The sequence below is a fragment of the Bacillus massiliigorillae genome (genome assembly GCF_000380245.2).
In the GTDB taxonomy this organism is placed as follows: Bacteria; Bacillota; Bacilli; order Bacillales; family DSM-1321; genus Bacillus_AD; species Bacillus_AD massiliigorillae.
This window is the reverse complement of record NZ_HG428746.1, coordinates 107,789-134,058: the sequence shown is the minus strand read 5'-3', so window position 1 is coordinate 134,058 and position 26,270 is coordinate 107,789. Positions and strand designations below refer to the sequence as shown.

General features: G+C 36.8%; 22 protein-coding genes. 17 read left to right on the top strand and 5 right to left on the bottom strand.

Annotated features, from left to right (window positions below; translation table 11 throughout):
- Positions 1 to 170: 170 nt before the first annotated feature.
- Entirely contained in the window at positions 171 to 2,621 is a 2,451-nt protein-coding gene (locus TX86_RS23485; protein WP_052343875.1) for an excinuclease ABC subunit UvrA, read from the top strand.
- A 44-nt stretch (positions 2,622 to 2,665) separates the two neighbouring features.
- On the opposite strand, the gene TX86_RS23480 is transcribed toward TX86_RS23485, so the two are convergent.
- Entirely contained in the window at positions 2,666 to 3,571 is a 906-nt protein-coding gene (locus tag TX86_RS23480) for an AEC family transporter (protein ID WP_081707818.1), read from the bottom strand.
- Between the two features lie 285 nt (positions 3,572 to 3,856).
- Positions 3,857 to 4,591: an SDR family NAD(P)-dependent oxidoreductase gene (locus tag TX86_RS23475; protein WP_042352647.1), complete on the bottom strand. Its 735-nt coding sequence runs from the start codon at positions 4,589 to 4,591 to the stop codon at positions 3,857 to 3,859.
- A 660-nt stretch (positions 4,592 to 5,251) separates the two neighbouring features.
- Here TX86_RS23475 and mbcS point away from each other — a divergent pair.
- The gene (gene mbcS, locus TX86_RS23470; protein WP_042352645.1) at positions 5,252 to 6,814 is read left to right on the top strand and encodes an acyl-CoA synthetase MbcS; all 1,563 of its coding nucleotides are present in this window, start codon (positions 5,252 to 5,254) and stop codon (positions 6,812 to 6,814) included.
- 205 nt (positions 6,815 to 7,019) lie between these two features.
- Here mbcS and TX86_RS23465 read toward each other — a convergent pair whose 3' ends face one another.
- Complete coding sequence (locus TX86_RS23465) at positions 7,020 to 7,343, bottom strand: MerR family transcriptional regulator (protein WP_042352643.1); 324 nt, start codon at positions 7,341 to 7,343, stop codon at positions 7,020 to 7,022.
- Between the two features lie 321 nt (positions 7,344 to 7,664).
- Between TX86_RS23465 and TX86_RS23460 the strand changes: the two genes are divergently transcribed.
- From TX86_RS23460 to TX86_RS23435, 6 genes are all read left to right on the top strand, one after another.
- Positions 7,665 to 8,870 (top strand): branched-chain amino acid ABC transporter substrate-binding protein, encoded by a 1,206-nt coding sequence (locus tag TX86_RS23460; RefSeq protein ID WP_042352641.1) that lies wholly within the window; start codon positions 7,665 to 7,667, stop codon positions 8,868 to 8,870.
- Positions 8,871 to 9,019: 149 nt separating this feature from the next.
- Entirely contained in the window at positions 9,020 to 10,006 is a 987-nt protein-coding gene (locus tag TX86_RS23455) for a branched-chain amino acid ABC transporter permease (protein WP_042352639.1), read from the top strand.
- A 9-nt stretch (positions 10,007 to 10,015) separates the two neighbouring features.
- Positions 10,016 to 11,296, top strand: a complete 1,281-nt coding sequence (locus TX86_RS23450) for a branched-chain amino acid ABC transporter permease (RefSeq protein WP_042352637.1) — start codon at positions 10,016 to 10,018, stop codon at positions 11,294 to 11,296.
- Positions 11,297 to 11,308: 12 nt separating this feature from the next.
- Positions 11,309 to 12,085, top strand: a complete 777-nt coding sequence (locus TX86_RS23445) for an ABC transporter ATP-binding protein (RefSeq protein WP_042352635.1) — start codon at positions 11,309 to 11,311, stop codon at positions 12,083 to 12,085.
- A 24-nt stretch (positions 12,086 to 12,109) separates the two neighbouring features.
- Positions 12,110 to 12,817 (top strand): ABC transporter ATP-binding protein, encoded by a 708-nt coding sequence (locus TX86_RS23440; RefSeq protein WP_042352710.1) that lies wholly within the window; start codon positions 12,110 to 12,112, stop codon positions 12,815 to 12,817.
- Positions 12,818 to 13,064: 247 nt separating this feature from the next.
- Positions 13,065 to 13,997: a DUF7916 family protein gene (locus TX86_RS23435; RefSeq protein ID WP_042352632.1), complete on the top strand. Its 933-nt coding sequence runs from the start codon at positions 13,065 to 13,067 to the stop codon at positions 13,995 to 13,997.
- A gap of 110 nt (positions 13,998 to 14,107) precedes the next feature.
- Here TX86_RS23435 and TX86_RS23430 read toward each other — a convergent pair whose 3' ends face one another.
- Positions 14,108 to 14,734 (bottom strand): FMN-dependent NADH-azoreductase, encoded by a 627-nt coding sequence (locus TX86_RS23430; protein WP_042352630.1) that lies wholly within the window; start codon positions 14,732 to 14,734, stop codon positions 14,108 to 14,110.
- Positions 14,735 to 15,082: 348 nt separating this feature from the next.
- Here TX86_RS23430 and TX86_RS23425 point away from each other — a divergent pair, with 348 nt between their 5' ends.
- The gene (locus TX86_RS23425; RefSeq protein ID WP_042352629.1) at positions 15,083 to 15,529 is read left to right on the top strand and encodes a MarR family winged helix-turn-helix transcriptional regulator; all 447 of its coding nucleotides are present in this window, start codon (positions 15,083 to 15,085) and stop codon (positions 15,527 to 15,529) included.
- A 142-nt stretch (positions 15,530 to 15,671) separates the two neighbouring features.
- Here TX86_RS23425 and TX86_RS23420 read toward each other — a convergent pair whose 3' ends face one another.
- Positions 15,672 to 17,582, bottom strand: a complete 1,911-nt coding sequence (locus TX86_RS23420; protein WP_439096882.1) for a sigma-54 interaction domain-containing protein — start codon at positions 17,580 to 17,582, stop codon at positions 15,672 to 15,674.
- Positions 17,583 to 17,738: 156 nt separating this feature from the next.
- Between TX86_RS23420 and TX86_RS23415 the strand changes: the two genes are divergently transcribed.
- The 8 genes from TX86_RS23415 to mnmH all read left to right on the top strand — a co-directional run bounded on the left by TX86_RS23415 (position 17,739) and on the right by mnmH (position 26,257).
- The gene (locus tag TX86_RS23415; RefSeq protein WP_042352627.1) at positions 17,739 to 17,939 is read left to right on the top strand and encodes a hypothetical protein; all 201 of its coding nucleotides are present in this window, start codon (positions 17,739 to 17,741) and stop codon (positions 17,937 to 17,939) included.
- A gap of 84 nt (positions 17,940 to 18,023) precedes the next feature.
- A complete protein-coding gene (locus tag TX86_RS23410; RefSeq protein WP_042352626.1) occupies positions 18,024 to 19,445 on the top strand; it encodes a purine-cytosine permease family protein in 1,422 nt (473 codons plus the stop codon).
- 66 nt (positions 19,446 to 19,511) lie between these two features.
- Positions 19,512 to 20,468 (top strand): heme-dependent oxidative N-demethylase family protein, encoded by a 957-nt coding sequence (locus TX86_RS23405; RefSeq protein WP_042352624.1) that lies wholly within the window; start codon positions 19,512 to 19,514, stop codon positions 20,466 to 20,468.
- A gap of 27 nt (positions 20,469 to 20,495) precedes the next feature.
- A complete protein-coding gene (locus tag TX86_RS23400) occupies positions 20,496 to 21,002 on the top strand; it encodes a hypothetical protein (protein WP_042352623.1) in 507 nt (168 codons plus the stop codon).
- 42 nt (positions 21,003 to 21,044) lie between these two features.
- A complete protein-coding gene (locus tag TX86_RS23395) occupies positions 21,045 to 22,010 on the top strand; it encodes a PDR/VanB family oxidoreductase (RefSeq protein ID WP_042352621.1) in 966 nt (321 codons plus the stop codon).
- Between the two features lie 28 nt (positions 22,011 to 22,038).
- Positions 22,039 to 23,526, top strand: coding sequence for an aldehyde dehydrogenase family protein (locus tag TX86_RS23390; RefSeq protein ID WP_042352619.1), 1,488 nt, complete (start codon positions 22,039 to 22,041; stop codon positions 23,524 to 23,526).
- A 199-nt stretch (positions 23,527 to 23,725) separates the two neighbouring features.
- Positions 23,726 to 25,126: a protoporphyrinogen oxidase gene (locus TX86_RS23385; protein ID WP_042352618.1), complete on the top strand. Its 1,401-nt coding sequence runs from the start codon at positions 23,726 to 23,728 to the stop codon at positions 25,124 to 25,126.
- 90 nt (positions 25,127 to 25,216) lie between these two features.
- Positions 25,217 to 26,257, top strand: coding sequence for a tRNA 2-selenouridine(34) synthase MnmH (gene mnmH, locus TX86_RS23380; RefSeq protein WP_042352617.1), 1,041 nt, complete (start codon positions 25,217 to 25,219; stop codon positions 26,255 to 26,257).
- Positions 26,258 to 26,270 lie beyond the last annotated feature (13 nt).

The following is a 26,270-nucleotide window of genomic DNA, read 5'->3' as shown; positions in this document are numbered from 1 at the left end:
TTGCCATATGTGACAGAAAGGTTTTTGACTGATAAAATGATAAATCCACCTTCTTTCTTCGTGTTAGATTCACAGTATAGCAGCTGAATAGAAGAGTGGTGTCTAAGTGGAGGGTAGGATTCTTTTTTAAACCCTCCACTTGCACACCAACCTTATAGTTGGTTGTTACAATGAAAGAGGAAAGTGAGGCGGAAACAATGAACGGTACAATTGAAATCATCAATGCCTATGAAAATAATTTAAAAAACATTACAGTAGCCATTCCAAAAAATAAGCTAGTTGTTGTAACAGGCGTATCAGGGTCAGGGAAGTCGTCTCTCATTTTCGATACGTTACAAAAGGAATGTCAGCGTCAATATATGGAGTCGATTGGACTTTTAAATGAAGAATTCGAAAAACCGAAGTACGATAAAATGACAGGAATATCTCCAGCAATTAGTGTTTCACAGATAAATAACAATAAAAATCCGCGCTCAACGGTCGGAACGATGACGGATTTATATTCCTATTTACGATTGATTTTTACAAAAGCAGGAATGCGGCAATGTTCTCATTGTGGAGAATGGACACCTGCAAGTGAAGATACATTAGATGAAATGATAGAATGTCAGCATTGTCATCAACCAGTGCGCAATTTAACATTGCCATATTTCTCTTTCAATAAACCGCAAGGAGCATGTGAAGCGTGTAAAGGGCTTGGTGAGAACTATGAAGTCGATGTTACACAGCTTATAGATATGTCGAAGAGTGTTGAAGATGGCTCTGTTTTTGAATGGGATTTTCATTATGTGAGTCGAAATAGAGAAGTGTTCAAACATGCGAGTAAATTATATGGCTTTCGATATGATTTTGAACAGCCTGTTGAGATGTGGTCACAAGAAGCGCAAGCCTTCTTATTATATGGAGCGCTTGATGAGCGATTCGCGAAGTATTATCCAGAAGTGGCGCCAGCAAAGACCGTTATAAAAGGTCGTTTTGAAGGGTTAATACCGAATATTACCCGCCGTTTCGTGGAAAGTGGTGAATCATCCACGAAACGAGCCAAATTAGAGAAATACTTTCATTTATTTGTTTGTTCAGTGTGTGAAGGGGAGAAGCTGAATGCTGTTAGCCGTTCGGTAGAAGTAGCGGGTAAAAAGCTTGGAGAAGTATCGAAGTTTTCGATTGAACAATTGGGGAGATGGGCAAATACACTTGAAGTGTCAAAGGTTCAGCCCCTTATTGAAGAGTTAAAAAGTACGGTACAAAAGCTATTATCAATTCGATTAGGTTATTTAACATTAGATCGAGTAGTTTCTACATTATCTGGTGGTGAATTTCAGCGCTTCCGTTTAGCTTCATTGCTACAATCAGGCTTAACGGGTGTATTGTACATTTTAGATGAGCCAACAACGGGGTTACATTCAAAGGATACTAATGAATTAGTAGCATCCTTACGTAAAATTCGTGATTTAGGCAATACAGTGATTGTCATTGAGCATGATGTTGATGTGATTAAACAAGCAGATTGGGTTATTGAAATTGGACCACAGGCAGGAAAAGATGGAGGGCATGTGATTACTTCTAGTACAGTAGAAGATTTACTTGCAAATGATGATTCGCTCATACGACCATATTTATTACAATCACTGAAAGTAAATGAAGCGAAACCTACAATGACAGGAGCAATTCATATTCAAGGTGCAACAAGTCATAACTTAAAAGCAGTTGACGCAGTCATTCCTTCTCATGCTTTGACGACAGTTACAGGTGTTTCAGGTTCGGGCAAATCATCTTTAATATTTGACGTACTTGCGAAGAAAAGAAATGCTACCGCTATTACAGGATTAGAACAATTTGATAGCATTCAAATGATTGAACAATCTCCAATTGGAAAGAATTCACGATCGAATGCAGCCACGTATACGGATGTATTTACACCAATACGTATGTTATATGGAAAAATTGCGAAGCAAGTAGGATACCATGCGACTGCCAAGGATTTTTCTTTTAATGTAGCTGGGGGACGCTGTGAAACATGTGAAGGAGCAGGAACGATTACGACAGTTATGCACTTTATGCCAGATGTGCAAACAACATGTTCTACGTGTAATGGACAGCGATATCAGCAACATGTTTTACAAGTTCAGTATAAGGGTGTCAATATTTATGAAGTGCTGCAAATGTCGGTTGATGAAGCGCTTGTTTTATTTAAAGGACAAAAGGCGATTACATCAAAGCTACAAGTATTGCACAATGTCGGTCTAGGTTATTTACCACTTGGACAACCAGCGCCAACGTTATCAGGAGGCGAGGCACAACGTATTAAAATCGCGAAAGAGCTGAGCATGAACACGAAAGGTCACACGCTGTACTTATTGGATGAACCAACGACGGGACTTCACCCACAAGATGTAGATGTTCTTCTAGGTTGTATAAGAGAGCTCGTTCATCAAGGTCATACCGTGATTACCGTTGAGCATCATTTAGGGTGGATTGCACAAAGTGATTGGGTCATTGATTTGGGTCCAGAAGGCGGTGAACGTGGTGGAGAAGTGATTGCTTTTGGACCGCCATGTGAGGTAGCGATGTCGGAGGTCTCTGCAACAGGGCAATTATTGAAAAGTGAATGGATGATTTGAGTAATATAAGGAGCGGTCTCGTATAACGAGACCGCTCCACTTGTTTACACGCCCAAGTAAAACAACACAATAGGAATGGTAACGATACTTAGTAGCGTTGTAATCAATGTTGTAAAGGAAACCAAATCTGGTTCTGTTCCATATTGAATGGCAAACATGGTCGTGTTAGCTGCAGCTGGCATAGCTGCTTGGATGATTAATACATCTTTTAAAAGCGTTGATATTGGCATAAGTGACACAATCAAAATAGCAATAACTGGTGAAGCAATCATCCGAATAAGAGTAACCCAAGAGACATAGCGGTAGGCAACCCGCTTATTAGCGATGACCGCTAATTGCATACCAAGCACGAGCATGACAGTTGGAATGGAGGCATCTGCAATTAGAGAGACAGCTTCCATAAAAGGCTTCGGAATTTGAATAGATAATAATTGCAAGAGAATACCTGCGATTGCTCCATGGATAACGGGCATCCGAATGACTCGACTAAAGGATTCTTTGGCGGATGCTTCTTCTTCACCGCCAAGTGAAGCGAAAAAGAGCCCGATAGTATTCATAAGAAAAGATTGAAAGACCATCATGATAACCGCATAATCAAAGCCAACCTTACCGAGTGCAAATAGCACGATTGGTGCTCCGTAGTTACCACTATTCATGAAGGCTCCTCCAAGCATCATAGCGGACATTTGTTGTTTAGATGCTTTAGTGAAGTGAGCTGTAATCCATACAACGAACATTAGAGCGAAACAAAGAGCTAAGCAAAATAAAATGATATAGAAATATTCCATTGTTAATTCATTTACATAAAATGTCCGAAATGCTAAAAAGGGCGACATAATATATAATGCGACTTTCGAAACTGACCGAATATCAAAACCAATTAGTTTTTGTCCGATAAATCCAGCAAAAAATATCATGAAAGCCGGTAATACAACCATTAATAACGACAAGACGATTCATCTCCCATCCAGTAAATGTATCTTGTATATAGGAAGGTATATCTTTCCTTTAGTGCTTATTTTAACAAAAAAAGTATATTTTTATAGTTTTAGAGCTTGAGAGGGAAAATGTAAAGGAAAAACGGTGTTTTCTATAATTAATAATGAGAGAATGGAATCAGTTTAAGTGGCTATGTTTTGAACTGTGCTTCGATTATCAAAAAGGGGCTATACAGAGTAAAAGGCATCCCAAACGTAATTGAAATTACGTTTGGGATGCCTTGTTTGGTAAAGAGATTATTGTGCTGAATATCCACCATCGATTACTAGTTCGCCACCAGTAATGTATGATGCTTCGTCTGAAGCTAAGAATAGAATAGCATTTGCTACTTCTTCTGGTTTACCTAGACGTTGCATTGGAGTAGCACGTACTAGCATTGCCATTGCTTCTTTATATTGTGTAAGGTTTGCAGTCATTGGTGTTTCGATTACACCTGGGAATACAGTGTTTACACGAATATTGAATTTACCTAATTCTGCAGCAGCTGCACGAGCGATTGCACGTAATGAACCTTTAGATGCAGAATAGTGGTTGAAACCGGATCCAATAATAGCAGTGTATGAAGAAGTATTTACGATAGAACCGTGACCAGCTTCTTTCATATATTTAGAAACATGTTTGATGCCCAAGAATGGACCATATGAATTGATTTTGTGTAACAATGCCCAATCAGCATCAGTGATTTGATCTGGTGTTTTTTCAGATGAGATACCAGCATTGTTGATTAGGATATCGATGCGACCATATTTATCTACAACCGCTTTTGTTAACTCAGCCCAGTTTTCATCATTAGAAACGTCTAATTTCATCCCTTCAACGTTGTCTAATTCAGCGATTTTTGCTAAGTTTGCTTCGTTAATATCTGCAGCGATAACTGTTGCGCCTTCACCAGCAAATAATTTAGCCATGGCAGCACCCATCCCTGATGCTCCACCAGTAATAATAGCAACTTTATTTTCTAAACGACCCATTTAAAAACATCCCCTTTGTTATACTTTTTGAATATTGTAAAAACTTAATATAGCGCCTTTATAAGAGGCTATAATAGGTTAAAACTGCTTTTCCCATCGAATACTATTAGTGAATCTCCCTTTGTATCCCTACTTTTAGTCTAAATCTAATGTAGGAAAAAAGAAAGAAATCTGACTCGAAAAAAACATAATCTGAATATTCTTGTAAAATAACAAGTAATTACTAGTTTAGTTACTTAGATAATTGGCTAGAGTAGTAATTTAGGAGGTAATTGCTATTTTTTACTTTTTATTTAAGCATATCAGAGATTGGTGATATCATTGTTCAAGAAGAGTTATGCTATTTTGATAAAATAGTTTTTGTTTATATTGGTATTGGAGTGTAGTCAATTTTACTTATATGTATGAACGTGAGCAAAGCGTATGTTGGGGAAGATGAAAGAAATGTTTGGCTTCGTTAAAATATGAAAAAATTTTGAAACCATATATAATGAAAAGTATTTTTTATTGTTAATTATAGATTTATAACCTATAATTAAGACCAGTTACTAAAGACAAGTGTTAATGTTCTTGTAATCTATTTGTTTACATCTACGTTAATTCACAGTTTGAAAAGACGGAATTTTTCAACTGCTCGGGGAATACTTAGGAGGCAAAAGGATGAAAAGAGAAGAATTAATAGCACCGTTGCATTACAATTTGGTTAATGAAATCGAGAAGCACTCTAATCAATTGAACAAAGTAGCAATTAAGTGGGAAAATGAAGCTGGTGAAACGAAAGAAATAACATATGATGCATTGATAAAAGCTTCAAACAAATTAGGAAATGTATTTTGTGAAATGGGTTTACATAAAGGAGACGCAATCATGATCATTGTTCCGAGAGTGATTATGGCGTATCAAGTATATATAGCAGCATTAAAAGCGGGTTTAGTTATTATTCCATGCTCAGAAATGTTAAAGGCAACAGATTTACAGTATCGTGTGGTTCACGGCAATGTAAAAGCTGTTATTTGTTATGCGGATTTTTTAGAAGAGATAGATGCGATACCAGAAGCTCAAGGCTTATTGAAATATAGCATAGGTGGAAGTAAAGATGGATGGATATCTTTAGAAGAAGCAATGCTACCTGCTAGTGAAGAAATGAAAGTCGTGGAAACAATGAGAGATGATATGGCATTTCTTTCTTATACATCTGGAACAACTGGCAAACCGAAAGCGGCTGTTCATACACACGCATGGGCGTATGCGCATTTGAGAACAGCGGCTGTCAATTGGCTTTGTATTGGAGAGCAAGATCTTGTATGGGCAACCGCAGCGCCTGGATGGCAGAAATGGGTTTGGAGTCCATTTCTATCCGTGTTAGGAACGGGAGCAACGGGATTTGTTTATAATGGTAGATTTAATCCGAAGAAGTTTCTAGAGCTTTTACAAAAATATCAAATCAATGTATTATGCTGTACACCAACAGAATATCGCTTAATGGCAAAGGAAGAGAATTTGGACCAATACTGTTTAGAGAAGCTTCATAGTGCTGTTTCGGCAGGAGAACCTTTGAATAGAGAAGTGATGGATATTTTCCGAAAACATTTCAATGTAACAGTACGAGATGGCTATGGGCAAACAGAAAGTACATTATTGATTGGTGTTACGAAAGGTATGGAGATAAAGCCTGGTTCAATGGGCAAACCAACTCCAGGTAATATCGTAGAAATATTAAATGAAAACAATGAGGTTTGTGAAATAGGAGAAGTTGGCGATATAGCTGTTCATGTTAGTTCACCAGCTCTTTTTAAACAGTATTATAAAGACCCAGAAAGAACGGCTATGCAATTTAGAGGGGATTATTATATAACGGGCGATCAAGCAAAAAAAGATGATGAAGGGTATTTTTGGTTTGAAGGACGTAGCGATGATATTATTATAAGCTCTGGTTATACAATTGGACCATTTGAAGTTGAGGATGCTTTAATCAAACATCCTACCGTAAAGGAATGTGCAGTAGTGGCAAGTCCAGATGAAGTACGCGGACATATCGTCAAGGCATTTGTAGTGTTAAAAGAAGGTGTTAATCGCTTTGATAAACAGTTAATTTCAACGCTCCAAAAGCATGTTAAGAAATTAACGGCGCCATATAAATATCCGAGAAGTATTGAATTTATCGATGAGCTTCCAAAAACATCATCAGGGAAAATTCGTCGTGTAGAATTAAGAGAGATTTAATTCTGAGTATCGATGTTATAGGATGAGCAATAGCAGTAAAAAACGTTCAGCATGTGACGAACAATCACCTGTTGAACGTTTTTTTATGATATTTTGGCTGCTTCTATATAGGGTGGAGAATAGTTTGTGTTTATAGTCTAAGAGGATATAAAAATAAGTATGTTTACTCTAGAGAAAGATTGTTAGGAGAATAATAGTAGGAGTGTTATACATTGAATTGTACATTGAGTTGTCCTTTTAACATGGAGTTGCGGATTTCTTTATTCGTTAACGGCTGTTGATCTCGATACTTTAATTCTTTTTTTATTTCATTTGTCCAAACGCCTTCTTCAATTTTGTTTGAAATCATAACAAGTAGTTCAATATCTATAAATGAATACTTTCTAATTCCGGTCTTTGATCGTTCGGGGAAGATTAGTTTTCTTTCTTCATAGTAACGAATTTGTCTTTCCGATAACCCCGTTAATTCTTTTACAGTTCCTATCGACATAACCTTCTTATCTTTGTAAGAGCCATCAATCCATGACATGGAAGTGTCCACCTCTTTTATCTTACAGTTTTATTTACCACGTTAAAATTTCGTCTAGTATGTAAAAAGAACTCATTAATGGGAGTTTTACTTTATTTTACAGTTCTTTTTGGAGGTTGTACAACTAAAAAAACGTAAAATAATGTTATATTTATTGACATTTTTTGCGGTGAAAATAGCGGAAAAACTCGAAATATAAAAAGTATGTTAGAACATCTTACAAGGATGCTGTCCTTTTACCTATTAAACAATATACTGAAATAAATCTGGCTTTGACAACGAGAGTAAGGAAACTACTAAAAAAATTTTAGGGGGATTTCTATGAAGTGGAAAAAGGCATTTTCTTTCTTATTATCGAGCTCTTTAGCCATCGGATTAATGGCAGGATGCTCATCCACTAGTACGTCAAAAGAAGAAGACAAAGATAGTGGAAGCGGTAGTAATGTCATTAAAATTGCAACGCAATCACCGCTTTCTGGCGGAAGTGCCAATATAGGTGAGGCAATCAAGCTTGGTGCTCAGTTGAAATTGGAAGAGGAAAAAGCAAAGTTTGAGAAGTTAGGGTATAAGTTGCAGCTGCAACCGTATGACGATCAAGGCGATCCTAAGAAAGGTGTTTCTAACGCCAACTTAATTGGAGCAGATAAAGAAGTGTATGGGGTTGTAGGTCACTTTAATTCAGGTGTTGCAATTCCATCATCGGAAGTATACGAGAAATACAAAATACCAATGGTATCGCCAGCTAATACAGCTGTTGAAGTAACCGAGCGTGGTCTGAAAACAGTGAACCGCATTTGTGGCCGCGATGATTTCCAAGGTCCTGCTGGTGCAGAATATGCGATTACAAAATTAGGAGCGAAGAAAATCTTTATTATTCAAGATAAAACAGCTTATGGCTCAGGTCTGGCAGATGCATTTAAGAAAGCTGCTGAAGACCAAGGAGCAACGATTGTAGGATATGAAGGTATTACGATTGGTGAAAAAGATTTTAATGGTGTTATTAACCAAGTACTTTCTAAGAAACCAGATTTACTTTATTTTGGCGGTCTATATGCAGAAGGCGGATTAATTATTAAGCAGGCTCGCGAGAAAGGTATTGATGTACCGATCATGGGTGGCGATGGAATGGATTCGTCAGGTCTTGTTGATATTGCAGGAGAAGCGGTTAAGAATACATTTATTACGTCTGTAGCGGGTGACAGTTCGAAAACAGAAACAGCTCAACAATTCGTAAAGACATATGAATCGAAGTTTAAAAAGAAACCAGAATCTTTCTCTATTTATGGTTATGACTCAATGGGCGCTCTCCTTGCAGGTATTGAAAAATCAATTGCTGACAATGGTGGAAAAATACCTGAAAAAGAAAAGGTAGCAGAAGCTGTTCGTTCAATTTCAGATTATAAAGGAGCACTTACTGAAGTTTCATTCAATGATAAAGGAGATAATGAGCATGCGAAGATTTATCTCTATAAATTTGACAAAGTAAGCTATCCAGCAGTATTTGAAGGAGAAGTTAGTCGAAAATAAATGGTTGGAAAAAAGGTGTTGGTGTTGAAGAGTATACCAACTCCTTTTTCTTATAAAATGAAACTTTGCTTAGTAGGGCAAAAGTTGAATCAATCGAGGTCTTAGCGCTAGTTTGAACGGGATAAAGAAATGTGTAAGGAGAGGATGGAATGTTTCAAGAGATATTGCAAAGTTTACCACAAGTTTTAATAGATGGACTTACACTTGGAACGGTATATGCTGTTATTGCCCTTGGTTATACAATGGTTTATGGAATACTAGAATTAATCAATTTTGCTCATGGTGAGATCTTCATGTCTGGCGCATTTATCGGTACGGCATTATTACTTATTCTAACCGGGATTGGTTGGGTATCAGCATTACCTACAATAGTCATGTTAATTTTTGTTTTACTTGTTACTGCTGTTTTAACGGGGTTACTTGGAATGGGAATTGAAAGAGTTGCTTATCGACCACTTCGGAATGCTCCTAAATTAATACCGCTCATTACTGCAATCGGTATTTCTTTTCTTCTTCAAGACTTGGTACGTTTTATCGCTGAATTAACAAAAGGGAATTATATTGTAACGGGTCCATCATTGTTTACCTCTCAAATTAAGATTGAAGCGTCTGCTGTTTTATCTGTCTTTGATAATGCAAGTATAAAGTCATCCTTTATCATCGTGTTAGTTACAGCTGTCATTTTGATGATTGCGTTAGATTACTTTGTTAATAGAACAAAATGGGGAATGGCTATGAGAGCCGTTGCTCTTGATCGTGATACAGCTGCATTAATGTCAGTAAATGTGAATAAAGTTATTTCTATTACGTTTTTTGTTGGTTCAGCATTAGGTGGAGCAACAGGTGTGTTGTTTGCTGTTCAATATGGAACGGTTGATCCGTATATTGGTTTTATTCTAGGATTGAAAGCTTTTACAGCTGCGGTTCTTGGAGGGATTGGTAATATACGTGGTGCCATGCTTGGGGGATTGATTTTGGGATTAATGGAAATGTTCGCTTCTGCTAATCTTTCTTTACTAACAGGTGGCGTTTTCGGTGCGGAATATAAAGATGTATTTGCTTTTGCCATTTTGATAATTGTACTGATTTTTAGACCAGAAGGTTTGTTAGGCAAACCTGTGGCTGAGAAAGTATAGGTGATGTCTATGAAGAAGAAATGGTCTTTATTTTTGCAAAATAAAAATGCACAGGTAATTCTATTTATTTTGTTTGTAGCAATAACATCTACCTCGCTTTATTTGTCACAGAAATCGGTTATCTCCTTTCTATTATTACTTTCTTCATTGTTATTACTTTATTATATGAAACTATCAAATTTAGTGAAATGGTTGGTCGGTGGAGGATTATTATTTATTCTTATTCCTTTTGCTTCGAGTGGCGGGGCTGCTTACCAATCGTATATGGAAGTTGCCACTATGGTAGGGATTTATGTCACGATGGCTTTAGGTCTGAACATTGTTGTTGGTATGGCAGGGCTTCTTGATTTAGGGTTTGTTGCTTTCTTTGCGGTTGGTGCTTATACGTATAGTATATTTGCAACTCCACAAGCAGCAAACTTTATGCCATTTGGGACTTATCCGTTAGATGGAAATAGTTTTTGGATTTTCTTAGTGATTGGTTGTTTAGTAGCTGCTTTATTCGGTGTTTTGCTTGGTATACCTGTATTGCGTGTAAAAGGTGATTACTTAGCAATTGTAACGCTTGGATTTGGTGAGATTATCCGCATTATTTTTAATAATTTAGATCGTCCCGTTAATATAACGGGCGGAGCAATGGGGATTCCATCGGTTACGGCTCCAAAATTATTTGGTCTCGAATTTACTTTTCCCAATCAGTTTTATTTTGTTGTGTTGGTCATTTTAATCTTTACGATTTTTACAGTTCGTAGATTTGAACATTCTAAAATAGGACGTTCATGGAAAGCGGTAAGAGAAAATGAAATTGCGGCTCAATCCATGGGCATACCACTGGTGAGAACGAAGCTGATGGCTTTTGCAATTGGTGCATCATTTTCAGGCATGATGGGCGTTGTCTTTGCTGCGAAACAGGCCTTTGTTGATCCAACTAGTTTCACATTGCTTGAATCCATCACAATTCTAGTTATGGTTATTCTAGGTGGAATGGGTAGTGTTCCTGGTGTCATTCTTGGTGCGGCAGTTATGACTATTCTAAACTTGCAAGTATTAACCGAATTAACAAATTGGGTGAATCAACTCAGTTTAGATGGTGTATTAACGATTCCAGATGCGCTATCACCAGCGAAGATGCAGCGCTTCATATTCGGTGCTTTACTCATTATATTTGCCCTGTATCGACCGAAAGGGTTAATTCCGGCGAAAAATAAAGTCTTTAATGAAGCAGAATTAAAAGGTCAGCGAAATGAACAAGTACCTGTGTCGAATAGTCAGGAAAATATGCCGTTATAGGAGGTGTCTTTCATGTCACTATTAGAAGTAACGAACTTAACGAAAACATTTGGAGGATTAACAGCGAATCAAGATGTAACGATGAATGTAGAGAAAGGGTCGATTACAGCAGTCATTGGACCAAATGGAGCTGGGAAAACTACTTTCTTTAATATGATTACAGGTGTTTACCAGCCGACTTCTGGTGGGATTGCTCTAGAGGGAAAATCCCTTGTACGTTTAAAGCCTCATGAAGTATCAAAAAGAGGGATTGCTAGAACGTTTCAAAACATTCGTTTATTTGCTGAGATGTCTGTAATTGAAAATGTGCTAGTAGGTATGCATACACATTTACAAGCGGGTTTATTTAGTATTCTCATGAATTTACGCAAAACGAAAAAAGAAGAGTTGGAGGCAGAAAGACTCGCCTATCGTTTGCTTGAGTATTTTGATCTTGCATCACTTTTAAATGAAAAAGCATGTAATTTAAGCTATGGTGCACAAAGAAAGCTTGAAATAGCGCGTGCATTAGCGACGAAGCCTAAGTTGATATTGCTAGATGAACCTGCGGCGGGGATGAATCCAAAAGAAACGAAGGAATTGACGGATATTATTAAAAAAATGAAACATGAATTTGATGTAACCATTCTTTTAATAGAACATGATATGAAGCTTGTTATGGAGATTTCGGAACATATCGTTGTGCTTGACCATGGCGTGAAAATCGCAGAAGGAAATCCAGAAGACATTCGCACAAATCCAAAAGTAATTGAAGCCTATTTAGGTTCAGGAGCCATTCATGCAATGTAAAGGGGGATGCGGACGATGCGGACGATGCCTATTCTAGAAGTGGAAAATATTGAAACCTATTATGGAGGCATACAAGCCTTGAAAGGAATTAGTTTAACAGTTGAACCAGGTGAAGTTGTTACATTAATCGGAAGCAACGGCGCTGGTAAGTCGACGACACTGAAAACAATTAGTGGCTTAGTTAAAGCTAAGCAAGGTAATATATTGTTCAAGAAAAATGATATTACAAAAAAGCCAGCTCATGAAACATCTCTCTTAGGTATGTCACATGTTCCAGAGGGGAGACGGATTTTCTCACGATTAACAGTGAAGGAAAATCTACTAATGGGCGCTTTCTCTGTTAAGAAAAAAAGTGTGATTGATGAGCGAATGGAGCTAGTATTTAAATATTTTCCTAAGCTAAAAGACAGACTTGAGCAAAAGGGAGGGACGATGAGTGGTGGTGAGCAACAAATGCTAGCCATTGGGCGTGCATTAATGATGAAACCTGATTTATTAATGCTCGATGAGCCATCTATGGGGCTTGCACCTATCATTGTAGAGCAGATTTTTGAAATCATAAAAGAGTTAAACGAAGAAGGCATTACGATTCTGCTAGTAGAACAGAATGCATACCAAGCGTTAAGTATTGCTCATCGAGGCTATGTGATTCAAAACGGAGAAATTGTGCTGAGTGGAACAGGTACGGAGTTAATTGAGAATAGTGAAATTAGAGATGCGTACTTAGCATAATTGTCAATAAGCATGGATAGAACTGGGCAAAGTCTTACTGTCTAACCTTACACCTGCCAAGTGTCTTCTTTTTGCTTTGAAGTAAAGGCATCAAGCAAAAAGGACCAGTGACGGTTTTTCTTTTGTCGAGTTCTATTTTGTTATGTCACCAGAATTTAATATTTTTATATAGTTTTTTTATCTATAAAAGCTAAATCTGTGTTAATTATAATAATGGAAGCATTTATAAGAAAGGCGTGTTTACATAATGAAAAGGATTTTAGATTGCAGAGGGTCAGATTTTCGTCGTATGGGAAAAGACGAGTTAAAGCAAGCTATATTAGCTTCTGAAGGAAGAACGGTTATGGCAGAAACAATCGTTAGCTCACAGCCGCTATTTCCTGAAGTGTCTAATCCCGAAATGATGAAAGCTTTTGGTGCAGATTTTATATTATTGAATATTTTTGATGTGTTTCATCCATATGTAAAAGGTATCAAATCTTATAATGTTTTACATCCAACTGAACAAGATGAGACAGCGGACGATTCTGTGATTAAAACCATTCAGAAGCTGACAGGTCTTCCAGTGGGCATTAATCTTGAGCCAGTAGACTTGGCTGCTGAAGCAACAGAAGAATTATACTCACTTCCTGAAGGTCGAACAGCTACTGCTCAATCATTAGCTAAAGCGAAAGAGCTTGGTTGTGACTTTATTTGTTTAACAGGAAATCCTAAAACAGGTGTAACGAATGAGGCAATTTCTCACGCAATTCAATTGGCGAAACAGCATTTCCAAGGATTAATTATAGCAGGGAAAATGCATAGTGCGGGTACTACAGGAAAGGTATTGGACTTAACTGCAATCGAGCAATTTGTTGAAGCGGGTGCAGATATTGTACTACTTCCAGCACCGGGTACAGTTCCTGGTGTAAGAGAACGAACACTTGCAGAAGCTGTTCAGCTTGTGAAAAGCAAAGGCGCACTTGCGTTAGCAGCTATTGGGACAAGCCAAGAAGGAGCGGATATAGAAACTATTCGTACCATTGCACTTAGTGCAAAAAGAGCAGGGGTAGATATGGTTCATATTGGAGATTCAGGATTTTCGGGGATGGCTATTCCAGAAAACATCCAAGCATTATCGATAGCAATTCGAGGTAAGAGACATACATATATTCGCATGGCAGCTTCGGCATTGCGATAAAATGATAATAATAATGTGAAATTTGATCGGTGGGGCATTCGTGTTTACCATCGATTTCGAATGGCGAAAAATGTAAAAGGGCTGTCTGTAATAGACAGCCCTTTTTGGGATTAAAATGTTTCTGCAGCTTTTTGCGCTTTGGCAACTCCTGTAGAAATAAGTACTTCTGCTTGATCTGGGTATTGATTATGTCCTTCGACAATAACGGATGTTACATCTTTGATACCGAATTGTAGCATTGTTTTTTCTATTAATGTAACAGCCATTTCTTCAGATGCTGCTGGCTCTATAGAGAAATCTGCGCCTCTAGCGTTTAAGATGGCTACTTTTTTATCTGGAGCTAGACCAACAGGACCTTCTGCAGTGTATTTGAACGTTTTACCTGCTACATTTAAATAATCAATATAAGTGTGTAAAACGGCAGGAATCGTTTTATTCCATAATGGGAATGCAAAGACTACCTTTTCTGCATCAAGGAATTGATTTAAATATTTCACTTGAGTATCGTTCGCTTGTTTTTCTTCAGCTGTAAGTTCGAAGCCGTTTGCAAGTTTATACATAGCAGTAATCATTGTGTTGTCATAGTATGGTAGATTTTCAGCGAATAAATCAAGTTCCGTGATGTCATGACTTGGATTTATTTCTTTATAACGATCAACAAAAGCGTGATATAGCTTTACGCTTACTGCTTGTTCAAGTGGACGATTGTTTGCTTTAATAAATAATACTTTTGACATATGTGTTCCCCCTGTTAATACGATGATGTAAAGATTCTGTTCTCCCTAGTGCTAAGACTCTCAATGCCACATACAAGTGGGTGTCTTAGAGCTAGTTTAAATGAGATAAAAATATAAAGTTGTTGTTGATGCAATAAAAAGCAATTGACTAAATTTATATTTTTTTCTTATGTTTTTAAATTTTGTTGTTGTTGCAACTAAATAATATAAAGTTTGTTTCATTAAATCAAACAATATGCTTTCAGTTTGTTTTTATTGTTCATAGATTGGAAAATTGATACGCTATAGAAGTTATTGATGGTAGTCGGTGAATCTTGAAATATAGTCTAGTGGGAAGGAAGAAATTGAATGCATGAATGTAGTGAAGAATCTGTTGGACGCTGGATTTCGTTGCTAAATAGATATAGTAGTAATTATATGAGTGAACAATTGAAGGAATATAATATTGGAGCGGGACAATATCAGTTTTTAGCAGCATTGTATCAAAACGAAGGACTGTCTCAAGATGATCTTGCTTGCTTATTGAAGATGGACAAAGGGACAACGGCAAGAGCAATCTGTAAATTAGAAGAAAGCGGTTATATTGAACGGAAAACTTTCAGTGTGAATAAAAGAGTTAAGAAAATTTATTTGACCGAAAAAGCACATACTTTTGAACCAATTCTAAAATCCATTCTCATGTCTTGGACGCAAATTTTAACAAAAAATTTAACATGTGAGGAGCAAAGAATGGCTTTACAATTGTTGAGTAAGATGGCGAAAAATTCGGAGAGTCACTTTGAGAAAGAATCATAATTTCAAAAGGCAACGAATTAGTTTAGTAAAAAAGAGGCGGTCCTAAAAGTGATTTTTGATCATTTTTGGGGTCGCCTTTAAATTTTCAATAAGGGTTTCGTGAGTACACTTATCATTTTTATGAGTGTGAATAATTTTTCATTTAAATATGAATGTTCAATAGCTTTTCTAGTTTTTGCATTTCTGATGATATATACGATTTGCTATAGTCATAGCCGATAATAGCCACTACAATTCCATTTACATCGAATACGGGTGCAAAACTAGTTTTCCATTCACCGTAGGCATCTTTATATAATGGTGTGACACCTACTTTTCCCCGCATAGCGGCAAATGCTACATCCATAATTTCAGGTGGTCCATCGTATACCTCTCCAGGTTTTAAAACAAAATCTTCATCTGCACAAAGATTAATCGTCATTTTATTGTCGCGAACTTCAAAGATATATACCCATTCTATAATGCCTTCTTGCTCTCGAATCAAAGTCAGTTTCTTTTGTAGCTTTTGATAAATCGGATTGGTTGGAGAGTTGTCAGCTATTAATTGAATAATTTCATCCGGTTGAATAACGGCTGCTGTAACAATTGCGATAGATCGTAATTGTTTATTTAATTGTTCCTCTAGTATTTTTCTTTTGTTAGATGGTGAGAGATTTGTTTGCTCAGTTTTCTCACGGATTTTTTTGTACTTTCGGCTCATTGTTGGCTGACTAACCTCCAAAACCTTCGCAGCTAACTTTACTGATTTATATTGGTCCATTGCCATTGAAATTAATTGTTCTTCAACAAGGTCCAGTGCTTCTTGTAAAGGCATCAAGTTCTCAATAATCGGTGGTTTACTAACCATCTTTGTTTTCTCATGCAATGTATGATGGATAAGGGATGAATCAATCGTTTTCTTCCTACTTGTAACGACAAATCGTTCCATAATATTCTCAAGCTCACGAACATTTCCAGGCCAAGGGTAAATGGACAATAAATCGATGGCATCTGGCGTAATTTGAATATTTCGGTTGTATAAGTTGTTATATTTTTGAAGGAAGTGATTCACGAGGTATGGAATTTCTTCAATGCGCTCTCTCAAGGTTGGTATAACGATGGGTACGACATTTAAGCGGTAATAGAGATCCTCTCGGAAAGAACCTTTTTTAACGAGTTGTAGCAAAGACTTATTTGTAGCTGCAATGACTTGAATATCAATTTTCTTAGCTTTAGTCCCACCTAAAGGAGTAATTTCACGGTCCTGAAGAACGCGTAATAATTTCACCTGCAAGTTAAGAGGCATTTCTCCAATTTCATCGAGAAAGAGTATGCCGTTATTCGCTAATTCGAACTTACCTTGTGAGCCTGTTTTTCTTGAGCCTGTAAAAGCTCCCTCTTCGTAGCCAAATAACTCACTTTCTAGTAGACTCTCAGGAATTGCTCCACAATTTACTGCGATAAAAGGCTTTGAGTGACGATGACTTAATTCGTGAATCGCTCTAGCAAACATCTCCTTTCCGACTCCTGATTCTCCTAATAGAAGAACTGTAGAGGAAACCTGTGACACCATTTCGATTTTATCTAATACTTCTAGCATAATCGGACTTTGAACAATGAGTGTTGTTGATAAAGTATTCATGATGTTCGAATAATTCAATGACTCTAGTTCAGGGGTGTGTGGAATTTCTTCTGAAATATTTTTATATGCCCATACGTAATGGCTTACAGTTTGATTATCGATAATTGGAAAGCCAGTTACGAGTATGTTTCTACCTTGCCACGAAGTTTTTGTAAGTGAACTTCTTTGCTTTGATTTCATGATTGAAAGAATCGATGACTCACCAAAAAATGTTTTTTGTTCAAGATCTAATAAATTTTGACCCTTAAGATTGGTATTTAGAGTATCCCATAATTCCGCAATATCTCCGACTTGTCCAATGATGAGACCTGTTAAATCTGTGATGGTGATTTGATCATAAATAGATAGAAGTACATTTTGTAATACTTGAATGTTCTTCTGTAATTTCTCATAAGAAGTAGAATGCTGATTAAGATTGTGCAATATTTCCACATCCTTCTTTATTCGTGTTTTGTGAAAATTCAAAAATGAAATAAAATTTCGAATATTAAATTTATTATTATGCTTTATCCCTGTTATAATAGGAAAAATCATTTGGCACGATAATTGCAATATATTTACGTGACGATCCTTTAGGAGGTGAAGGCGATGAGTGAGCACAATTTACTAGAAGAACATGTAAACTCTGACAATGCATTAATTAAAAGTATGTACAGTGACCTTAATAGCCGTATTCAAGAATTTGAAAATGGTAATTCAAGAATTGAAAGAATCAAATTAAAGGATGCTACGGGTTCAATCATCATTGTTGGTGCCATTATTCTATTTCTAGCATCAGTTATTTTGTAAAACACTTATAAGAAGAATCATAACATTTTTTGGCTTAAGTTTACAATGTTTACAAGAACTTAATAGGGGTTAGGGGGGCAATATGTGAGTAAAGAACAATTATCTATTTCAAAAGATGTTGCTTTTGGATTTCTTCCAGCTAAAAAAGCAGATCGTGTTTTTGGTTTATGGGATTTAATTCTCATACAAGTCGGTATTGGAGTATCCTGTTTTTGCTTATTAGTTGGTGGAAATACTGGAATGTTAGTAGATGCGAAAGAATCAATTGCTGCAATCTTATTTGGAAATGCAATTCCGATTATGCTAATCGTACCGATTGTTATTTATTTTGCTCGCTATGGCATTGATACGTTTATTGGATTTCGTAGTTCATTAGGATATTTAGGCTCCACTATTTTTTATTATGTTTTTATGGTTTTGACAATTGGCTATATGTCTGTTGCTTTATTTATGGCTGGGCAAGCCCTTGTTGAAGTCTCGTCATTCTTTAACTTCGCAGAATTCTTTACTTCAAGAACAACAGGAGCTCCTTTCTTTGCGATTTTCCTATTCGTAATAGCTTTCCTTGTAACATTTAGAGGACCTGTATTTATTAAAAAGTTTAATATGATTGGTGTTCCAGCAATTTTACTAGTAATGGTTGGATTAATAGCTATTTTAGTATTTGGGCAAGGCTTAGATAAAATCTTTGCTTTAAACCCAGCTGAACCTAGTGATGAACTAGCTCGCTCAATGGCAACAGCGCTTGAATTAAATATTGGGTTAGGTTTTTCTTGGCTTCCGTATTTTGGTCAATACAGCCGTCTTGCAAAAAATGAGAAGGCAGCATTTAAAGCAGGTTTTTTAAGCTACGGTGTGTTTGTTAACATAGCGGCAATTTTAGGTGCTCTAACGGCGTTAGTAGTGGCTTCACTTGACCCAACAGATTGGATGTTTGCTATCGGCGGTCCTTGGGTGGGATTGATTGGTCTTATTCTATTGACGCTCGGTAATCTTACAGCAACAATCTTTTTGATGTATTCACAAGTCATTAGTTTTAAAACAGTTGTGCCAAAGAAATCTTGGCTATTTGCGATGTGTACAACAGTTCCAACTGTATTCTTATTGTTAAGCTCTGCTTTCTACGATGCTTTCAATTCATTCATCACTATTATTTCATATATTATGTCAGTCATTGGTGGAATAGTAATTGCAGATTTCTTCTTTGTAAAGAAGCAGAATATTTCATTAAGGGATTTATATGATACAAAGGGGAAATATCGATATTGGCGTGGCGTTAATCCATCTGCTGTTGTCGCTTTCATTATTGGTACAGTCGTCTATTGGTGTCTTTATAACCCAATTACAGGTTCTGCAAGTGGCATGTTTGACTTTACAACAGCGGGAATTCCATCTTATTTCGCCTCCGCGATTAGTTTCTATGTGTCATCGAAATATATCTTCTCTTTTAACGTAGACCGTGAAAAGAAGGATAGTACAACTGAAATAGTGAAAAAAGCAATCTAATTGATATGAGAAATAGTTTATTAATAAAAATAGTAACCATAAACGTTTATTAAGGGAGGAATCATCATGTTTAAATCTACGAATTTAGATCAATTTCCATTTCCATTTACAGAAGGTAGTTATCGTTATTCCAACGATCTTAAAAAATTAACTGATATAAATTGTATTGAAATTACACCTGAATATAAGGATCAAATTAAAAGAAAACGCGAGATGCTAGATACAGAGCCAGATGTTCGTTTTCAATCGTTCCCACATACGATGGAAATGCAGTGGGAGATTCTTGAAATGCTAGTGGATATGGCTGTTGATAAATATCCGAATGATTTCAGTGTGCAAAAAGACGGAGATAACTGGGTTTTTGAAAATCATATTTTAAATGAAAAAGAGACTTTTGTATTTGGCGATGAAAGTAGTATTCCACATGAACCACTAGATTTTATTGGTAGACATTTCCATAATGACTTTATCTGTATGGTGCATAGAGATGATAATTTCTTCTTAGAATGTGGTCAGGTTGCCTATGCGGCGCTATTCTCTGCTCACTGGAATGTAGGTATGTCATATGATGAAATCCATGCCCCAGTACCATTTGTTTCACGTACAGGAGTGGATCTTATTGCTAGAATTCGCAAGTTCTTATTAAGTATTAACCCAGGTGAGCCTTGGACAAGAATTAACTGGAATCTAATGGCTGACCGTTGGGATGTAAACTACGAAACAATGGATATTTGGGGACCGGAGCGTTATAAGGTAACACCTGAAAATGCAGGAGAGCTTGTTCACCTTCGTGTAGAAGAGCAAAAGTTCTATCGTATGCCACGTAGCAATACCATATTATTCGTTTTAAATACTCAGTTCTTGCCTTTAGAAGATTTACAAAAAAGACAAGAGTGGTTTGATTTAACGTATAGCGTTTTACAAGATATTCCTGAAGCGATGGCTGAATATAAAGGAATTGCGCCTTTCTTACCTCAGTCGGTTGAATATTTAAAAAATATAGCTGAAGGAGCTAAACAATAAGCAGCTACTGAAGAGGAGGATAACATAATGGCAACATATAAAAGTCCTGTACTATACGATGGTTCTGAAAGTATTGTAGAGCAATTCTCGAAGGTGGAAAGAAAGAGAAAATGCTTAATTATTACAGATTCTGCTATGAATGAAGCGGTTGGAAGATTTCAAAGTGAAATTAACCAAGAAGTGCCTTATGAATTATTTATTATGAACGGTAAGGCAGATGAAGCAAAAGCGAAAGAAGTGTTAGCGCAGCAAAAAATGGGGACACAGCTTTATATTGCATCTACTTGGGAAAATGCAAAAATCATCTTCCCGTTAGCAATCGAAGTAGGCTACTCAGAGGAAGAAATTCAGCTTGCTGTAGATGGAGAGAAAGAACGCCATATTTATTGTATGAAATGTTTCACATTGTCTTCGATTAAAGATGAGAAAGAAGTTCAATGTGCACAGTGTCATGCGCATTTAGAAGTTGGTCCTTTCTTTTCAAAAGTAAGAAAAGGCTATATTGGATATCCATTTATTCCTATAGAAGAGTAATTCTTTAGGACAAGACATCAGATAGGTTAGGAGATGCTGAGAATGAGAGTTGCAGGAAACATCAAAGTGTGCGTAGAAAAAATCGTACCCGTAACAGAAACTATTAAACGATTTGAATTCCGACCAGTAGACGGCAAGCCTTTACCTGCTTTCACTGGAGGATCACATATTACAACGTTTGTTGCTAACGGCAACGAAGTTATCGAACGTCATTATTCATTAGTGAGTAATCCTGTTGATCGATCGCAATATGCTATTTCCATTCGTAGAGATGAGCAATCGAAAGGCGGATCGATTTTCTGGCATGACAATGTAAATGAAGGTGATCATTTAGAAGTTAGTTTTCCGAAGAATCATTTTCCACTAAGTTATGAAGCAAAACATCATGTATTTTATGCAGCTGGTATAGGAATTACACCGTTCTTAACAATGATGGCTGATTTAAAAGCTGAAGGTAAGTCATTTGAATTACATTATGCGGCTAAATCAAAAGAACTTTGTGCGTACTATGATTATATCAATGAAAATTATCCTGGAGTGTGCACCTTCTATTTTTCACAGGAAGAAGGGTCTTCACGAATGACATCTGCATCTATGGCAGAGCATCGAATCGGATCACATGTATACTTCTGCGGACCTGTATCGATGGTAAATGAATATCGTGAAGCCGCTGAAGGATATGGTTATCCAATACCAGCCATCCACTTCGAATTATTTGCTGCAGCAGAAGAAGGACCTCGAAATCCTTTCGTAGTAGAGCTAGCAAGTAGCAAAAAGGAAATTCAAGTTCCTGAAGGTGCAACGCTTTTAGAAACATTATTGAAAGAAGGTATAGATGCACCTTATTCATGTAAAATCGGAGGCTGTGGTAGTTGCGAATTAGAGGTCGTTGATGGTGAAGTAGATCACCGAGATTCTTTCTATCGCGATGAAGAGCGTAAAGATCTTAATTCTATTCTAACTTGTTGTTCTAGAGCCAAAGAAGGCAAGCTTGTTTTAAACATCTAAAAAAATGAAGCAATAGGAGGAAGAGGAAATGACGACGACTACAACAATTGATTTGAAAATGTATATTAACGGTGAATGGGTAGCATCTGGAGACAGAACAACAATTCCTGTTATTAATCCTGCAAGCGGAGAAGTATTTGCACAACTTCCGCAAGGTACAGTAGCAGATGTTAAGGAAGCGGTTGACGCAGCACGTAAAGCATTTGATTCAGGTGTATGGTCTGGAATCTCTGCACAAGAAAGATCAACATATTTATTAAAAATCGCTGACAAAATTGAAGAATACCAAGATGAGTTAGTTCCGTTAGAAACACAAGATAACGGAAAAACATTAACAGAAGCTGGTTTTGACGTAGCAGATGCGGCAGCTTGTTTCCGCTATTATGCAGGTTTAATTAAAGCTCCAGATGGCCAAACATACCATGTTGGTGACCCAATGCAGGCAATGGTTGTTCGTGAACCAGTTGGGGTTTGTGGATTGATTGTTCCTTGGAACTTCCCATTATTAATGAGCGTATGGAAAATCGCTCCTGCATTAGCGGCTGGAAATACAATCGTATTCAAGCCATCTGAAGTAACACCAGTTACACCACAAAAATTAATTGCAATCCTTGAGGAAGTAGGCATCCCTAAAGGTGTAGTAAATATGGTAACAGGAACAGGTGCAGAAGTAGGTAACGCAATTGTTGAAAGTGCAGATGTAGACTTAATCTCATTCACAGGCGGAACAAAAACTGGTAAGCATATTATGAAAACAGCAGCAGACACAGTGAAGAAAGTATCACTAGAGCTAGGTGGAAAATCACCTAATATTGTCTTTGATGATACAGACCTTGAAACAGTTGTCGATCATGGATTATTCGGTATCTTCTATGGTACTGGTCAAGTGTGTTCTGCAGGATCACGTATTCTTGTTCAAGATACAATCTATGACAAGTATGTGGAAAGATTTGTAGAGCGAGCGAAGAAAATTAAAGTAGGCTTTGGAAATGCAGAAGGTACAGAAATAGGACCTTTAGTTAGTCAACAGCATATGGAGAAAGTACTTAGCTACATCGAAATTGGTAAAGAAGAAGGTGCTACATTAGCTTGTGGTGGTAACAGAATTACAACTGGCGGTTTAGAAAACGGATATTTCGTTGAGCCAACTGTATTCACAAATGTAACATCTGACATGCGAATCGTTCAGGAAGAAATCTTCGGACCTGTAGTTGTCATCCAAAAGTTCAGCACAGAAGAAGAGGCTATTGCCCTAGCTAACGGTACTGTTTATGGTCTTGCAGCTGGTGTATTCACAAATGATGGGGCAAGAGGTATGCGTGTCATCAAGAAATTAAAAGCAGGTATCACATGGATTAATGCATTTGGTCCGACATACAATGAAGCACCTTGGGGTGGTTACAAGCAATCAGGTGTTGGTCGTAACTTAGGAACATTCGGCTTAGATGAATTCCAAGAAGTGAAACAAATCAACGTTAATTTAGAAGTTGGACCAGTAGGTTATTTCCAATCATAAGTAGAGTACTAACTAAATAGAATGATTTTTTTGTAAAACTAGAATACAAGCTCTTTTTGGGCGTTTGTGTCCAGTCATCCAAAATCTTCATGAAAAAATAAAAGCCGAGGGACGACAGGACCTTCGGCTTTTATTTATAATAAACTAATAAGCTATTGTGTATGAATATATGATTTAACTTTATGGGGAAGTGAATATTATGAAGACAGTTATGGTTATTGGTGGTGGAATTACCGGCTTATCAACCATGTATTATTTACAAAAGATTAAACGAGAGCAAAACTTAGATATTAAGTTGATTCTAGTTGAGAAGAATGAGAAGTTAGGGGGGAAAATCGCTACTATAAATCAGGGAGAGTTTATTATGGAAACCGGTGCGGATTCCATCGTTGCGAATAAAGATAATGTGATGCCTTTCATTGAGGAGTTAAAGCTAACGGATGAAGTCGTATATAACGCAACAGGAAAATCATATATTTATCTTCACAATACATTAATGCAAGTGCCGGAAGATACTGTTTTTGGTATACCTACAAGCATGGAAGCGTTGATGAAAAGTCCGCTCGTGTCATATAAAGGGAAGCTGGAAGCGCATAAAGACTTAATAACACGCAATAAAACCTTTACGAAGGATAGTTCAATTGGAGAGTTCTTAGAGGCATTTCTAGGAAAAGAATATGTCGAAAATCAAATTGCACCTATTTTATCGGGTGTTTATTCAGGGAAATTAGAAGATTTACTTATTTCATCTACTCTTCCTTATCTTCTGGATTACAAAAATAAGTACGGTAGTATCATTCGCGGTTTAGGTAAGCATCATAAGCCAGCTCCAACAGCAAATAATAAAAAGTTTCTTTCTTTTAAAAATGGCTTATCCACAATTATTGATCGACTTGAACAAGAACTAACAGATGTTACAATTTTAAAAGGTGTAGAAACAGATAGTGTGGAAAGAAATCAGGAGCATTATGATGTATCGTTTGTGAATCATGAAACAATTGAAGCTGATTATGTTGTGTTAAGTACGCCGTTTAATGTAGCACAAGAAGTTTTGCATCATGAGGAACTTAACTCATCCTTTAATAAGTTACAGAATTCATCTGTTATCACAATGTATATGGGTTTCGATGTTCCTGATAGTAGACTACCAAAGGAGGGCACAGGTTTTATTAATTCTGGTAAAGGGGATTTACTTTGTAATGCCTGTACGTGGACGAGTCGCAAATGGACGCATACGTCAAGTAACCGTCAGCTATTAGTGCGTCTTTTCTATAAAAACATTCTTCCTAATTTTGACGAACTAAATCAAATGACTGAAGAAGAATTAGTTCAAATAGCGTTAAAAGATATGGAGAAAAGCTTTGGTATTACAGAAAAACCGAAAACAGTAGAAGTAACGAAGTGGACGGAATTAATGCCAACATATAATTTGGATCATGGAGATGCGATACAGTCTTTAAATGAAAAGCTATCCACAATTTATCCACATATTATTCTTGCTGGATGTTCTTACTATGGTGTGGGAATTCCATCATGTATAACAAATGGTATTCATACAGCGGAAAAAATCGCTTCCGAATTAAAAGTGGTAAAAAAGTAATCTATGATGAACGTAAAAGTTTAATGACTGCTTGAGAAGGGAAGTTTCATTCTTAAGTACTGTTTAACTTGTAAGAGAGAAGGAAGAAAAGTGTTTCAAGATATCACGATAAATGAATTATTACAAAAGCAAAATCAACAAGATATAGTATTCATCGATGTACGATCACCATCTGAGTTCAAGGATGCTACCATTCCGGGAAGTATCAATATTCCGTTATTTGATGATCAAGAGCGAGCAGAAGTAGGAACATTGTATAAACAAGTAAGTATAGATGCTGCCAAGGAACGAGGTTTAGAAATCGTTTCTGCTAAACTCCCTAGTTTTGTGAAGAAGTTTCATGAAATAGAGGGAGAGAAGATCGTTTTTTGTTGGCGAGGAGGTATGCGTAGTAAAACAACCGCTACTGTATTAAGTTTAATGGATATACATGTATGTCGCCTACATGGTGGTTACCGTGAATATCGCCAATGGGTTGTAGAATCTTTAGGGCAATTCGATTTACAAGCAGAAGCATTGGTTTTAAATGGATATACCGGAGCGGGAAAAACAGCTATTCTTCAACAGTTGCATCAAGAGGGATATCCTGTTCTCGATTTAGAGCAAATGGCAAATCACAGAGGTTCTATTTTTGGGCAAATAGGCTTAGAACCTAATAATCAAAAGACATTCGAAACGTTGCTATTACAAAAGCTAACGCAAACGAAGCAATCTCCATATATATTATTCGAAGCGGAAAGTAAGCGAATTGGTAAGGTTGTTTTGCCACCATTCTTCGTAGAGAAGAAGGAAAAAGGTATTCAAATATTTATAGATATGCCGATTGAGGAACGAGTTCGTCATATTCTAGCTGACTATGATCCAGTAGAGCACAAGGAAGCTTGTATCGAGGCTTTTCATAAGATAAAAAAGCGTATTCATACGCCAATTGCAGCACAAATTGAAGAGCATCTATATTGTGATCGTTTTTCTTCCGCTGTAGCGTTATTGTTGCAATATTACTATGATCCGTTATATGAACATACGGCTCAACAGTATCCAAAAGAAAGAAGTATAACCATTGCTGTTCATAGTATTCAAGAAGCGGTAGATGCAATTCGAGAGTTACTACAAACGAAGTTTCAATTATAAATAAAAACACAAG